This is a genomic window from Rheinheimera sp., from assembly GCF_965283995.1.
GTDB lineage: Bacteria > Pseudomonadota > Gammaproteobacteria > Enterobacterales > Alteromonadaceae > Pararheinheimera.
Genome location: NZ_CBDIQG010000001.1, coordinates 4,245,440 through 4,260,351 on the forward strand (window position 1 = coordinate 4,245,440; position 14,912 = coordinate 4,260,351).

Genomic DNA, 14,912 nt, shown 5'->3' on the forward strand with positions numbered 1-14,912 from the left:
TGCCCGGTTGATTCTTGATAATAAGTAATACAATATTAATAGTACAGAATAGATCCGACGCTCACAAGAGCGGCGACCACAGGAGATTGAACGATGCGCTTGGCTGTTTTCACTTTGGGCGGTTTGCTTGCATTTCAGGTGGGTGCTGCCGTCACTTTGCCGCAAAATCCGTTATTGCTGCAACGGGCAGACCCTTTTATCTATCGCGATGCGCAGAGCGGTTGTTATCACTTTACCGCCACAGTACCGGATTTTTCTGAACTGGAGATCCGATCCAGCTGCAGTCTGGCCGGATTAAAAACGGCGAAAGCGGTGCGGGTATGGCAGAAAAAAGCCAGCGGCCCCATGAGTGCCAATATCTGGGCGCCGGAGCTGCACCGCATCAACAACAGCTGGTATCTGTATTTTGCCGCCAGCCGCATCGATGCCCCCTTCCACATCCGGATGTATGTGTTATCGAACAAATCGGCAGACCCCACTCAGGGCAGTTGGCAGGAAGAAGGTGAACTCAGCACCCATCTGGATACCTTTGCGCTGGACGCCACCACTTTTGAGCATCGTGGGCAGCGTTACCTGCTGTGGGCACAACAGGATCTGGCCCAAACCTATAACTCAGCGTTGTGGATAGCTGCGATGGATGGCCCGACAAAGATCAAAGGCACGCCGGTGAAACTCAGTGAGCCGACTTTGCCCTGGGAAACTCAGGGCTATAAGGTCAATGAAGGTCCGGCGGTGCTGGTGAAGCATGGCCGGGTGTTGGTGACCTATTCAGCCAGTGCCACTGATCATCGTTATGCCATGGGGTTGCTCTGGGCGGATGCCAACACGGACCTGCTCAATCCGGCCAGCTGGCAGAAGCGTGCCGAGCCTGTGTTTGCAAGCGATGCTGCGTTAAAACGCTTTGGTCCCGGGCATAATAGTTTTGTGCTGGCCGAAGATGGCAAAACCGACTTGATGGTTTATCACAGCAGAGACTATCGGGATTTGCAGGGCACGCCGCTGACGGATCCGAACCGCCACACCCGGTTGCGGGTGTTGCCATTTGATGCAGAAGGATTTCCAATGTTTGCGCCGGAACAGGCGGATTAAAGCTTGAAAACGGAAGCCGGCAGTGCCGGCTTCCGCACAGCGGTGACTCTTTACCAGAAGCGCCAGTAGATAAAGGCAGTGATCCCCAGAATGATACCGGAATGGATGTAATCCCATTTATCCAGTCCCTGGATCACTTGCTGCATTGTATCTTTGCCTAAGGTCGAGAATGTCAGACCCTTCACATTCTCTTCGCTCGGGGCTTTGGTGACGAAGCTCAGACCAATCACAATGATACAGACCACCACAAACAACAAGACACAGTAATACAGCCAGTTCATTTCGACGATCCAGGCGATGGGCGTGCCATGAATCGCTTCACGAAACGGTAGTAATACCAGGCGGATCATGCCAAGCACAAAGCCGGCAACAAGGCCGACATAACCGGCCGTTGGCGTGATGTGCTTGCTGCAAATCCCCAATAAAAACACTGCGGCAATCCCCGGTGCAATCAGCGACTGCACACTTTGCAGATATTCGTACAACACGTCGGCGATCAGGCTCATCACCGGGATCCACAAAATGCCCAGCACCACAACCACCACTGTCGCGATACGACCCACTTTCAGTAGCTGCTGTTCAGTGGATTCCGGTTTGTATTTTTTATAGAAGTCGATGGTAAAGAGCGTCGCAGATGAGTTGAATAAAGATGCCAGCGAACTCATCAGCGCGGCCACGAGGCCGCCAATGACAATGCCTTTGACGCCGGATGGCAGCAGCTCAGCGACCAGCGTCGGGAACGCCTGATCGGCGCTATCAAATGAGATCAGGCCTTTCGCCTGCAGCGCATGGGCGATCAGACCTGGCACCAGAAAAATAAATACCGGCAATAACTTTAGATAGCCGGCGAAAATCGCGCCGCGTCGTGCCGCCTGAATGCCTTTGGCTGACAACACGCGCTGCACAATGTACTGGTCAGTACACCAGTACCAGAAACCAATGATAAAAGAGCCAAACAAAATGCCCGGCCAAGGGAAATCCGGATCTGTGGCGGCACGCATCAGATGCATATTTTCACCGTTCAGCCGTTCCATCTCAGCCCAACCACCGACTTTATCCAAACCGACCACCAGGATCACCACAGAACCGATAATGAGCACAGGCGTCTGGATCACCGACGTCCACATGATCGCTTTCATGCCGCCGAGCACGGTGTAGATACCTGTCAGTACGACCAGCCCTACGGCCGAGATCCAGAAAAAGTCGATGCCCCAGATACTTTCAATACCCAGAATGGTTTTAAAGGCGACACCGCCGGCATAGACAGTGACGGCCACTTTCGTCAGCACATAGCTAACCAGCGAGATCACCGATAAGAAGCTACGCGATTGTGGATTAAAGCGCCGCTCGAGAAACTCCGGCATGGTGTAGACCTTGCTGCTCCAGTAAAAAGGCACGAAGAGCCAGCCGAGCAACAAGATGATCCAGGATTGTAATTCCCAGTGTGCCAACGCCATACCGGATTCCGCGCCGGAGCCGGACAAACCGACCAGATGTTCGGAGCCGATATTGGAGGCGAAAATCGACGCGCCAATGACCAACCAACCGGCATTACGGCCAGCCAGAAAATAATCGGCGGTATCTTCTTCTTTTTGCCGCATCGAGGCGACAACGACCCCGATCATCAGCAAACCAAAACCAGCCAGTACCAGCCAGTCCATCGTACTTAGTTCAACCATGTCCTCTGTCCTTTTTTGAGCTCATCACGCCGCCTTGGCAGCTGAACCATGGCACTGGATGGGCAATTATTGTTCATAAAGCATATTATAATACAAAATTAATAATAGGAAGCCTGATCGGTGTCGATCATCAGCGGTCAAAGCGGTGGGGCTGTCACTGGCAGGATGTCGGGGGAAAATAGGTTTAAAGCTTGAATTTCATCTGGTTTTTCGGCAAGTTGGTACATTGCGACGACTGATGTGTACGCGAGCGCCGAGCGAGAGCCTGAGTCTCATTCCATGTGGGCGTGCAGGTGTTTGGCGGATATCGTCACAACATATGTTAATATGACAGCATCCGCGGCAATCAGACGCCAGCCCAACTTTGTCTGGAGGAGCCATCATGGTTCGTATCATTGAGAATTTAAATCTGTCCGAGCAAGTGACCAACGACCTGGGACGTGCCATTGTGGCCGGTGAATACAGCTGCGAATCAGGTTTACCGACGGAAGCACAGCTCTGTGAGGAATACGGTATCAGCCGCACCGCAGTGCGTGAAGCGGTAAAAATGCTGGCAGCCAAAGGCCTGATTTCATCCCGGCCGCGTCAGGGGATCAGTGTTGAACAGCCCAGCAACTGGAACCTGTATGACACCAGCGTATTGAGCTGGTTGCTCGACAGCAGTCCGTCATTACACGTATTAAAAGAATTCCTGCAAATGCGCCTGGCGATTGAACCCCAGGCCGCGGCCCTGGCCGCTGAATTCGCCCTTGATGAAGACATCGATCAGATTGAAAAAGCCGTTGAAGCGATGCGCGTCGCAGCGGTAGACCCCAGCGCCAGCATGCATGATGCCGATCTGGCGTTCCATACCAGTGTGTTGTTCGCCAGTCGGAACCGCTTCTTTTTCCAGTTGCGCGATTTTATCAGCACGGCGCTGAATGTCAGTATTCAGCACACGACACCGGCTAAGGCCAATGATGTCGCGGTGGCAGAAGATCATGCCAAAATCTGCACAGCGATCCGTAATCGTCAGCCAGAGCGCGCGAAGAATCTGATGACGCATCTGATTGACGAAGCGATGACCTTTATCGAAGCTGAAATTAAAAGACGCAGCTAAGCGACTTCGCCGGCAGTACACAGGGATCACTATGCAACAACAGCTGAACCACAAAGCGAGTTACCCCAGTCTGAACGGCAAAGTGGTGTTTATCAGTGGCGGCGGCACCGGCATTGGCGCCCGGATGGTCGAACGCTTTTGTCTGCAGGGCGCTCAGGTGGCTTTTGTCGATATTGCCCGCGAGCCCGGTGAAGCACTGGTGCGTCAGGTCAGCCAGCATGGTGGCCACCCGCCATTATTTATGCATTGTGACATTCGGGACATCGACGCATTACAGGCCTGCATCAGTCAGGCGCAGCAGCATTTTGGCCTGATCAGTGTGCTGATTAACAATGCGGCCGACGACACCCGCCATCAGGTTGAAGAGCTGACCGTAGAGTATTGGGATGAACGTTTTGCGGTAAATCTGCGCCATTATTTTTTCGCCGCACAAGCGGTGTTACCACAAATGCAGCAGCTGGGCGGCGGCAGTATTATTAATCTGGGGTCGATCAGCTGGCGGATTAAACAAACCTGCATGCCGGCTTACACCACAGCCAAAGCAGCGATTGAAGGCCTGACCCGCACACTGGCCGGCCGTTATGGCGTCGACCATATCCGCGTCAATAGTCTGATCCCGGGCTGGGTCATGACTGAACGCCAGCTGGCGCGCTGGCTGGACGCTGATACGGTAAAAGAAATCAACCGGCATCAGTCCATCAAACAACCGTTGGAGCCGGACGACATCTGCGATATGGCTTTATTCCTCGCCGCCGACGACAGCCGGATGTTGACTGCCCAAAGTGTCATTGTTGACGGCGGCTGGGTGTAGTCGCCCGCAATTCCTTTTATACAAACCTATCAGCTGCTGATGTTGGAAAATTTACGCTGACGCTGCGCTGAGCCGGTATAGCGGTCGAATGCGATAGTAGCTACGCGCAATTGAAGCTGTTGCTCGTCACACGATGGGCGTCACACGATGCTCGTCACATGCTGGGCGTCACACGCTTGTCGTCACACGCCGTATATAGGTTATTCCCCCTTATCCAACGTCAATGTGCCAATCTGCTTGCGGAAATTCACCAGGTCTGATGTTGCAAGTAGATGTCTTCTCTTGTATTTTTCAATTTGTATTATAATATTAAAATGATTTACTTTCTGTGCCGCGATGATCAAGAGGCTGTCTGATTGATTGAAGTATTACTGGTAAACCTGATCCTGTTGATTGGCGCCTGTCTGCAGGGCTTATTGGGATTTGGTCTTGGCCTGTTCAGTGCACCACTGCTGTTTTTGCTGGCGCCGCAATATGTGCCGGGGCCGATGATCCTAAATGCTTTGCTGCTGACGTTGCTGATGTCGATCCGCAACCATCAGGATCTGCAATGGCGCCAAACCAGCTATGCGTTGGCCGGTGGCACTGTCGGTGTGTTAGGCGCGGCGTTGCTGATGTCGGTGCTGATTTTTTCGCAATATCGCATGTTGTTTGGCGCGTTGATTGTTATTGCAGTGTTGTTGTCAGTGATTGGGGCGAGGCCGCAACTGAGTCCACGCAATAACTTTATTGCCGGTATCTTTTCCGGTTTTATGGGGACTACCACATCTGCGGGTGGCGCACCGATGGGGTTGTTGTATCAGCATGCGCCGTCAAAACAGCGCAATGCAAATCTCAGTGTATTTTTTCTTTATATCAATGTGTTTGGCATGGTGGTGTTGTGGTTGGGGGGCATTTCCGGCTGGGCTGATCTCTGGTTGTTTCTGCAATCTGTGCCGGCCCTGCTGATCGGCTGGGGCATGTCGGGTTTTGTGGGTCGCCATCTGCCTGGCCAACGTTTACGGCAGCTGATTCTGCTGGTAGCCTTTGCTGCCGGCCTGTTGTCTATAGTGCTGTAAACCGTCGCCGGCGCGTCCAGAATGACAACAACGAGTATCAGATGCCATCCAGTCAAGTTATTGCTGCAGACCAAGCGCAAGTCTGCCCCGGATCTGCCGCCGCGCTGGCAGAAGGAGTCCATTGGGATCCCGTGCGGCAACGTTTGTTTTGGGTCGATATCCTGCATCCCTGGTTATATTGGTTTGAACCTGCCAGCCAATTGGCGGGCCGTATTGCGTTGCAGGAACCCGGCTGCTGGCTGGTCGGTAGTCAGGGGCCATTATTCCTGTTGGGAATGTGTCGCAGCATTGGTTGGCTTGATCCGGACACGGGTCTGGTGACGCCATTAGATCCGGCGCTGTTGAGCTCAGAGCCTGCAGGTAACCGGCTGAACGATGGTGGGGCGGATCGCCAGGGCCGGCTTTGGTTTGGCACTATGGACAATGCTGAACAAGCGCCGACCGGGCAACTTTACCGGTTGGATCAACGTGGTTTGTATTGTGTCGACACCGGATATGTCGTCAGCAATGGTCCGGTGTTCAGCGCTGACGGTCGTCAGCTGTTTCACGCCAGTTCAGCCAGCCGTGAAATCTATCGTTTTGCCGTCTCTGCCGACGGCGACCTGTCGGACAAGCAGTGTTTTATTCGTTTTACAGCAGAGCAGGGCTTTCCGGATGGGATGGCGCTGGATGCTGCGGGCGGCTTGTGGGTGGCACAGTGGCAGGGCAGCGGCATTTGCCGGTTTGACGCCAATGGCCTGCTAACAAATCGTGTTACGCTGCCAGTCAGTAATGTGACGAATCTGGCGTTTGCCGGACCAGACCTGCGCCAGCTTTACATCACCACAGCCCGGGTCGGTCTAACTGCTGTGCAGTTACAACAGCAACCGCTGGCCGGGCAGCTGTTCCGGTTTGCCCCGGCTATTCCCGGTGAAGTGGTACCACAGGTGTTGTTGCCGCGCTGAGACGGCGCACATCACAGTGTTAAACCAGCCGAGCCGGATCTAACAATTGCCGCAGTTGCGCTTCCGGTAAACCGGATAATTCCAGCGCCACATCGAGCACTGGTCTTTGCTGCTGATAGGCCTGTTTGGCGATCTGTGCCGCTTTTTCATAACCAATCAGGGGATTCAGCGCAGTCACCAGAATTGGATTGAGCGCCAGCACCCGGGCGGTGTTGTCGGCGCGCACTTTCATTTCTGCAATGCATTGCCGGGCAAAGGCCTCGCAGCTACCGCTGAGTAAATCAATGCTGCCGAGTAGATTGTTGGCCACCAAAGGCAACATCACATTGAGTTCAAAATTGCCGGACTGTCCGGCGATCGTGATGGCGGCGTCATGGCCAATCACCTGAGCACAAGCCATCGCCACTGCTTCCGGGATCACCGGATTCACTTTCCCCGGCATAATCGACGAACCCGGTTGCAGCGCCGGTAATTCGATTTCAGCGAGACCCGCCAAAGGCCCGGAGTTCATCCAGCGTAAGTCATTGGCAATTTTCAGCAGCGCCACTGCCAGCGTTTTCAGCACGCCAGAGCAGGCCACCGCAGTATCCTGAGTGCCCATGCTAAAGAAAAAATTGGCACTTGGTATAAAGGAGAGGCCTGTTAATTGACTGAGTTCCGCCGCAAAGCGATTGGCAAATCCGGGCGCCGCATTGACGCCTGTCCCCACTGCAGTTCCGCCCTGTGCCAGCTGTTGTAAACGCGGCAGCTGTTCCTGCAGCAATGTTTCGACATGCCCTAGTTGAGCCTGCCAACCGGCGAATACCTGCGAAAATTTCACCGGCATCGCGTCCATTAAATGGGTGCGACCGGTTTTTAATATGGTGCCGGATACGGCGTTTTGCGCCGCGATGGCGTGCTGCATTTGTTGCAGTGCCGGCAGTAGTTGCTGTTGGATAGCGAGGGCCGCGCTGACGTGAATAGCGGTCGGCACTGTGTCATTACTGCTTTGCCCGAGATTCACATGGTCATTCGGGTGCACCGGCCGGCCTAGTGCATCACTGGCCAGCGTCGCCAGCACTTCATTAACATTCATATTGCTGCTGGTGCCGGAACCGGTCTGATACACCGGCACCGGATACTGCGACCAGTCCGGGTTTGCCAGCTGAGCTGCGGCAGCACTAATGATGGCGTCGGCGATGTCGGCATCGAGCAGGCCAAGCGCGCTGTTGCTGTGGGCGGCGGCCTGTTTAATCAATAACATGGCGCGGATAAAACCGGCCGGCATTGGGCTGGGGCTTATCTGGAAATTCTGCACAGCGCGCTGGGTTTGCGCTTGATACAAAGCGCTTTGGGGCACCTCAAGCGCCCCCATGCTGTCGTATTCGGTGCGGGTGGTCATCAAATGTCCCTCTTTTTCTGCCAGAAGGGACAGTATAGGTCAGGCTACCAGAGGCGAGCTGACCTATTGCGCAGCTGCGTGTTTGTAGTTCTGGCCCGTTGCCTGATGCAACGGGCGATATGACAGACATAAAACGATGTCGGCAGCAATCGATGTCAGAGCGTTAGTGTTGGGCTGGCGAGTCTGGCTTGGTCACCGCACTGAAACTGAAGCTTTGCTGCGGTTCCTGCTTACTGAGCTTCAGAGTCCGCACCGGGCCCCGCCCTTCGAGATTGACCACATTGATTTGTGCCGGCCAGATGTTCATCAGGGAATCATGACGCACGCTCAGCGTGTTCAGTTCTGCCTTTGGCAACGCAATTTCCTGATAAACCCAGATATGCCGGCCATCCAGTTCGCTGCCGAGCAGCTTCAGCTGCAGTGGTTCGCCATTCAGGGTCAGACTAAAATGCGTCGCGACATAAGCGGCAAACTGCGCCCGTGCGGCTTCCTGCTGATGGATATCGGCGGCTTTGCCCTGCAGGTGTTTGACCGCATGTTCAGCGTCATGCAGATAAAAACGGTGCATCACTTCCAACTGGCCGCTGCGATCATTAAACAGCAGCTTAGTGATGGCCGTTTTCATCTGATGCGCCTGCAATGGCGCACCAAAGCACAACAGCGCAGTGAGTAGCAGCCAAAAGGTCTGGCGCATCATGGTTGGTTCTCAGCTTTGTCGTCTTGGTCATCGGCGCTTTTCAGCTTGGTTTTGCTGTCTTGCATGATGTCGCGCTGCGTGTGGCCTTTGCGTTTTTCCCGTTTAAAGGATTCGATGCGCGATTCAATGATCTGCCGTGGGTAGACGTTGTTATCAACATCCACGTCAGCAGTCAGCCATTTCGGATCGACTTCGGCTTTGACTAATACCTTGTCGCTGACCAGCAGTTTGCTGACCGCATGCGGCGACTGGCGCCAAATTTCGGCAGCGATATATTGCTGTTCGGTTGAGCCGTCGGCGTAGGTCAGTTGCAGCAGAATGGGCATCACCAGACCGCCCTGATTGCGGAACTGCAGCACATAATAGTTTTTGTCTTCTTTGACCGCACGGTCCAGTACCCGCCGCTCCCAGGGTTTCAGGTCTTTCAGGAATTGCTGATAACTGTTGCGCTCTTTATTGGTGACGGTGAACTGATCGTTTTTATCATAAAAATCAGTGACGTCTTTGTTGTTGTCAACCCACGGCGTTTTGCCTTCTTTGACATTCAGTTCGGCGAAGTAGGACGCCGGTTTTTTCCGATCTTCCTGCCGTTCCCGGTCCATATCGATATCAGGGTTTTCGGTGTCGAGCTGTAGTTTGTAGACTTTTTCCAGTGCGATATCGACATGGTCAGTGCTGTAGAACCAGCCGCGCCAGAACCAGTCCAGATCGACGCCGCTGGCTTCTTCCATCGTGCGGAAAAAATCGGCCGGCGTCGGGCGTTTGAATTTCCAGCGCGTGGCGTATTCACGGAAGGCAAAATCAAACAATTCGCGTCCCAGAATGACATCACGCAAAATGCCAAGCGCCACGGCTGGTTTGGTGTAGGCATTAGGTCCCAGGCTGGTCACGCTGTCGGACTGGGTCATAATCGGTTCTTGCTGGTCGCCTTTCATATAATCAACGACATCACGCGCTTCGACGCCCCAAGGCATTTTCGGGTCCCATTCGCGACCGGCCACAGCGTCGAGGAAGCTGTTGATGCCTTCATCCATCCAGGTCCATTGCCGTTCGTCAGAATTCACCACCATCGGGAAATAGATATGACCGACTTCATGGATCACGACGCCAACCAGGAACAGTTTTTCCGCCAGTGAATAGGTGCGGCTGCCGTCTTTTTGCAGCTCTGTGCGAGGGCCGTTAAAGGTGATCATCGGATATTCCATGCCACCGACCGGACCATTGACGGACTGCGCAATCGGGTAGGGGTAATCAAAGGCAAAGCGTGAGTACACCTGCATCGTGTGGATCACGGCTTCGGTGGAATACTTCTGCCATAACTCGCCGCCTTCTTTCGGGTAAAACGACATCGCCATGACAAAAGGCTGCTCGCTGCCGCCTTGCTGATAACCTTTGGCATCCCAGATAAATTTGCGCGAGGAAGCCCAGGCAAAATCGCGTACATTGTCGGCTTTAAAGCGCCAGGTTTTTTGGCTGTTGCTGCCGTCTTTTTCGTTTTCCAGCGCTTCAGCCGGCGTGACCACCAGCACCGGGCCCTTGGCGGTTTTTGCTTGTTCCAGGCGCTGGCGTTGTGCGCTGGTCAGCACATCGGCCGGGTTTTGCAGCTCACCGGTCGCAGAAACAATATGGTCGGCCGGGACTGTCAGGGCTACATCGTAATCGCCGAATTCCAGCGTAAATTCGCCCTGACCGAGAAATTCTTTATTGGTCCAGGCTTCGTAATCGGTATAAGCCACCAGGCGCGGAAACCATTGCGCCAGCAGGAAAATATCGTTACCGCCTTTACGTGCATCGTCCGGGAAATGCTCGTAGCCGGCACGTTCATTCACCGCATCTTCTTCGGCGATGTTAAACGCATAATCCAGCGTGAATTCAGTTTGTTGGCCCGGTTTTAACGGGGTTGGCAGGTCAATCCGCAGTTGCGTGCCGACGATGACATAACGCAGCGCTTTGCCATCACTGGCTAATTTATTGATGCTGTAGCCGAGTTCCGTATCGGCCATAAATTGCTGACGGCGCAACTGGTCGAGGCTAATGCGCGCCGGTTTGCCGTCGCGTAATTCTGCAGCGCCAAAAGTCTCGGTCATTTCCGCCATCGAATCGTTTTTTAATACGTTCTGATCCAGCTGCAACCAGAGGTATTTCAGCGAGTACGGCGAGTTGTTGCGGTACGTCACTTGCTGACTGGCGCTGAGCCGGCGTTTAGATTCGTCTAGCGTAGCCTTGATCTGATAATCAACCTGCTGTTGCCAGTATTGCTGGCCCGGTTCGCCGGCGGCGTTGCGGTAGATATTCGGTGTTGGCAATTCTTCATCAAGCTGGCGGAACTTGTCGACAAAATCGCCTTTGGTTTGCTGCACTGCAGCGACAGCAACGGTACTGCTGAGCAGCAGGCTCAGCGTGAGTAAAGTTTTTACACCGGACATAACAGCCTTGTTCAGATCGCAAAGAGGGATGATCTATCACCCTAACCGGCGGGGCTGGCAGCGACAAGCCGCTGCCGGATAAAATGCGATGATATTCCATTTCTGCTGGTTCAGTGGGTGCGGTAGGCAGCCATCACAGCTGCCCGACCAATTGCTTTTCCGCCATGATGTGTTGGATCTCTGCCAGACAGGCGGGGTCATCGATGGTCGACGGAATGCTGTACTCGCTGCCGGCGGCGATTTGTCGCAGCAGTTTACGTAGGATTTTACCGGAACGGGTCTTCGGTAAGCGTTTGACGATAATCGCCTTTTTAAAGCAGGCCAAAGCGCCGATTTCCTTTCGCACCATCGCCGCCAATTCCGCTTCGAGCACAGATTCTGCGATAACGCTGCCATTTTTTAATAACACCATGGCCAGTGGTTGTTGTCCTTTGATCGGTTCATGAATGCCAATCACGCAACATTCCGCCACGGCCGGGTGGCTGGCGACGATTTGTTCCATTTCGCCGGTCGACAGGCGGTGTCCGGCGACATTGATCACGTCGTCGGTGCGGCCCATCACAAATAAATAGCCGTCTTCGTCGAGATAACCGCCGTCGCCGCTGGCGTAGTAGCCGGGGAATGTGCGCAGGTAACCGTCGACAAAACGGTCGTCATTGCCCCAAATGGTGCTGAGGCAACCCGGCGGCAGCGGCAATTGGATCGCAATGTAACCCTGTTCATTCGGGCCGAGTAGGCTGCCGTTGTCGCTGAGGATCTCGACTTGATAGCCAGGTACTGGCACTGTTGCGGAGCCGGCTTTGGCCGGTAACAGCGCCACACCGGCCGGATTGGCGCTGATGGCCCAGCCGGTTTCGGTTTGCCACCAATGGTCAATCACCGGTTTACCAATTTTGTCGGTCACCCAAAAATAAGTGGCTGGATCTAAGCGCTCGCCGGCCATAAAAATGTATTTCAGTGCCGACAAATCATAAGTTTGTAAGGCTGCATCCGGGTCTTCTTTACGCACCGCACGAAAGGCGGTGGGGGCAGCGAATAACACTTTGACTTTGTATTCGGCACAAAGCCGCCAGAAGGCGCCGGCATCCGGCGTAAATACTGGCTTGCCTTCATACAAAATGCTGGTGCAGCCGGCGAACAACGGTGCATAGACGATGTAGGAATGACCGACTACCCAGCCGACGTCGGACGCGGCAAAAAACACATCGCCGGGGCCGCAGTCATAAATGGTACGCATGCTGTAACTAAGCGCCACTGCATGGCCGCCATTATCGCGCACCACACCTTTGGGTTTACCGGTGGTGCCGGAGGTGTAGAGGATGTACAGCGGGTCTGTTGATTTGACTGGCACACAAGCGGCCGGGCTGGCGCTGGCCATTGCTTGGTTCCAGTCCAAATCGCGACCCGGTTGCATCTCGGCCAATAACTGTTCGCGCTGGAAAATAATGCAATGTGCAACCTGATGCGTGGCTAATTCAAGCGCTTCATCTAACAGCGGTTTATAAGCAATCAGTCGGTTAATTTCGATGCCGCAGGACGCGCTGACAATAACTTTGGGCGTGGCGTCGTCGATACGCAGCGCCAGTTCATGCGCGGAAAAACCACCAAATACCACTGAATGCACGGCGCCAAGCCGCGCCACAGCGAGCATCGCAATCACCGCCTGCGGCGTCATCGGCAAATAAATCACCACACGATCACCTTTGCCAACACCCTGTTGCTGCAACACACCGGCAAACAGCGCCACTTCATCGAGCAGCTGCAAATAGCTGTACTTGCGTTTAGTGCCGGTGACTGGCGAGTCATAAATCAGTGCTGTCTGATTGCCCCGGCCCTGAATGACCTGACTATCGAGCGCCAGATAACAGGTGTTGAGCACACCATCGGCAAACCACTGGTAATGATCGCTATCCTGCTGCGTTAAAATTTGCGTCGGCGCTTCAAACCAATCGAGCAGCGCGGCCTGCTGTTGCCAGAATAGTTCCGGCGCGCTGGCGGCATGGCGCTGCAGTTGCTGATAAGTGCTGAGTGGCTGATTAGTGCTGGTCATGGCAGATGTTCCCCGACGAAAAATACAAAACAGACTGTAGCGGGTTTTCGGTAGCAAAGAACTTAGACTTTCGGCGGGGGCGAGGCGCTATGCAAAGTCAGAGTTATGGGGTTTTGTGGTCGGTTTTCTGGCTCAGGTTGGTGTCTCTGCCGCTTGTGAATTTTGTGACGATGCTTGGGGGCTGGCTGGTCGTCACAAGATCGCCCTTGCCGGCAATCCGCGAAATTGGAGAAAAAACGACACGCAGAGGTTAATGACCCGCGTCCGTTTCAGGCAGCAGGTCCTCAAGAAAAAATGCTGACAATTCAGAGCGGCCATTCAAGCCAGACTTGGCGTAAATCGCGGTGGATTGCACACGGGCTGTTTTTTCGCTGGTATTTCGAAGCGAAGCAATTTCCTTCAGGCTCATCCCTTTGAGTAAGAAAAAGGCAACTTCCCGCTCCGAAGGCGTGAGGCCCCAAGCATGCAGTTGCTGGTCAATCATCACGGATAGGCCTGCCAGATAGGCTTTTGATTGCGCGCGCCATTGTTCCGATTCTTGTTGCCAGGCCGCAGATAGCTGACGCTCTGTTTGCAGAGCGCCTTTGAGCTGAAATTGTTGATGAAGCAGATACAGAATTCCGACCAGAGCAAGAACTCCGGCAGATCCCTCGACCAGAATATGCCACAGAATAACGCCCTGCGAAGTGTCAGTAATAAGATCTACCGCCACAACCAACACGATCAACAGTAAGGTTAACAACAACACCCAGCGTTCATTTGTCTGCATAGTGATTCTCTAATCGTCATCGTTTTCTTCGGATGCGTTTTTGTTGCTGCTGTGTTCCCCGGCTTCACTGAGTTGTAAGGTCGTTCCCAACAGATGAAGAGTTCCGGTGGCGGGGGCGAAGTTCTGCTGCAGGTACATTCCAAAGCTCAATGTCAGACAGACAAACAGCAACCCCAACAGTCTATGTGAGCGAACACTCTGGGTGCTTTGATCTAAACCCTGTTTATCTCCAGATAGCATGCTTTTACTGAGTTGATCCTGATGTTTCAGGTTATGCAGCACGAGACCTGCAAGATGAAGGATCACCACGCCAATAAACAGGTCAGCCATGAGTTCATGGGCATCTTCCAGCACGTCTCCTGCTGAACCTGATGCCATCAGATAACCCGACACCCCAAGGCCAATAGCCAGAAGCATCATCAGCATCGCAGCCCAGCTCGACGCTGGATTATGGCCTGCTCTGGGAATATTGTTTCCGGTAAACACTCCGTTAATGTATTGAAAAAGCGCGGCTGGATTGAGGTGAAAATCACTGAATCTCGCGTGCTTCGTACCAACAAAGCCCCAGACTATCCGCAACAGCACAGTAAACACCATGATAAGCCCGGCCAGCATGTGCCAGGCGAAGGCTGTTGATTCATCGTCGATCGTATTGGCGATGGTGAATGCTGTTAAAAAACTTCCGGCAAAGAGCCAATGAAACATACGGGTGGGTAAATCATAAATACGCGTTGTCATGTCGTTCAACCTTCTGTGGGCACCAGTTACTGGTTCTGATGCTAGGTTGAACAGCTAAAACTGGATATCAGGCAAATGACCTAGAGGCTGTTTTTCGGCGGTATCGCTCCACCCTGATAGGGTCCTGCATGCGTTGCTTGGCTCATCTGTCGCTCTTGTCTCAATTGTCTT

12 protein-coding genes are annotated in these 14,912 nt (G+C 53.7%); 5 read left to right on the plus strand and 7 right to left on the minus strand.

The features are described 5' to 3' along the window. Positions 1 to 93 precede the first annotated feature (93 nt). On the plus strand, positions 94 to 1,089 hold the full coding sequence (locus ACQ66Q_RS18800) for a glycoside hydrolase family 43 protein (RefSeq protein WP_430458185.1): 996 nt from the start codon (positions 94 to 96) through the stop codon (positions 1,087 to 1,089). A gap of 50 nt (positions 1,090 to 1,139) precedes the next feature. On the opposite strand, the gene ACQ66Q_RS18805 is transcribed toward ACQ66Q_RS18800, so the two are convergent. Further along, a complete protein-coding gene (locus ACQ66Q_RS18805; protein ID WP_430458186.1) occupies positions 1,140 to 2,768 on the minus strand; it encodes a sodium:solute symporter in 1,629 nt (542 codons plus the stop codon). Positions 2,769 to 3,150: 382 nt separating this feature from the next. Between ACQ66Q_RS18805 and ACQ66Q_RS18810 the strand changes: the two genes are divergently transcribed. From ACQ66Q_RS18810 to ACQ66Q_RS18825, 4 genes are all read left to right on the plus strand, one after another. Beyond that, a complete protein-coding gene (locus ACQ66Q_RS18810; RefSeq protein WP_430458187.1) occupies positions 3,151 to 3,867 on the plus strand; it encodes a FadR/GntR family transcriptional regulator in 717 nt (238 codons plus the stop codon). 31 nt (positions 3,868 to 3,898) lie between these two features. After that, a complete protein-coding gene (locus ACQ66Q_RS18815; protein WP_430458188.1) occupies positions 3,899 to 4,678 on the plus strand; it encodes an SDR family NAD(P)-dependent oxidoreductase in 780 nt (259 codons plus the stop codon). Between the two features lie 356 nt (positions 4,679 to 5,034). Beyond that, positions 5,035 to 5,736 (plus strand): sulfite exporter TauE/SafE family protein, encoded by a 702-nt coding sequence (locus ACQ66Q_RS18820; protein ID WP_430458189.1) that lies wholly within the window; start codon positions 5,035 to 5,037, stop codon positions 5,734 to 5,736. A 41-nt stretch (positions 5,737 to 5,777) separates the two neighbouring features. Further along, on the plus strand, positions 5,778 to 6,680 hold the full coding sequence (locus tag ACQ66Q_RS18825) for an SMP-30/gluconolactonase/LRE family protein (protein ID WP_430458190.1): 903 nt from the start codon (positions 5,778 to 5,780) through the stop codon (positions 6,678 to 6,680). Between the two features lie 19 nt (positions 6,681 to 6,699). Here ACQ66Q_RS18825 and ACQ66Q_RS18830 read toward each other — a convergent pair whose 3' ends face one another. The 6 genes from ACQ66Q_RS18830 to ACQ66Q_RS18855 form a co-directional block, all read right to left on the minus strand. Next, positions 6,700 to 8,061, minus strand: a complete 1,362-nt coding sequence (locus ACQ66Q_RS18830; RefSeq protein WP_430458191.1) for a class II fumarate hydratase — start codon at positions 8,059 to 8,061, stop codon at positions 6,700 to 6,702. 163 nt (positions 8,062 to 8,224) lie between these two features. Next, on the minus strand, positions 8,225 to 8,758 hold the full coding sequence (locus ACQ66Q_RS18835; RefSeq protein ID WP_430458192.1) for a DUF6702 family protein: 534 nt from the start codon (positions 8,756 to 8,758) through the stop codon (positions 8,225 to 8,227). Further along, positions 8,755 to 11,184 carry a M1 family metallopeptidase gene (locus ACQ66Q_RS18840; protein WP_430458193.1) on the minus strand — a complete coding sequence of 810 codons (2,430 nt, stop codon included), beginning with the start codon at positions 11,182 to 11,184 and terminating at the stop codon, positions 8,755 to 8,757. The genes ACQ66Q_RS18835 and ACQ66Q_RS18840 overlap by 4 nt, the downstream gene beginning before the upstream one ends. 133 nt (positions 11,185 to 11,317) lie before the next feature. Next, a complete protein-coding gene (locus ACQ66Q_RS18845; protein WP_430458194.1) occupies positions 11,318 to 13,234 on the minus strand; it encodes a propionyl-CoA synthetase in 1,917 nt (638 codons plus the stop codon). A gap of 250 nt (positions 13,235 to 13,484) precedes the next feature. Next, on the minus strand, positions 13,485 to 14,003 hold the full coding sequence (locus ACQ66Q_RS18850) for a helix-turn-helix transcriptional regulator (protein WP_430458195.1): 519 nt from the start codon (positions 14,001 to 14,003) through the stop codon (positions 13,485 to 13,487). A gap of 9 nt (positions 14,004 to 14,012) precedes the next feature. Continuing rightward, the gene (locus ACQ66Q_RS18855) at positions 14,013 to 14,741 is read right to left on the minus strand and encodes a cytochrome b/b6 domain-containing protein (RefSeq protein WP_430458196.1); all 729 of its coding nucleotides are present in this window, start codon (positions 14,739 to 14,741) and stop codon (positions 14,013 to 14,015) included. Between the last annotated feature and the right edge of the window lie 171 nt (positions 14,742 to 14,912).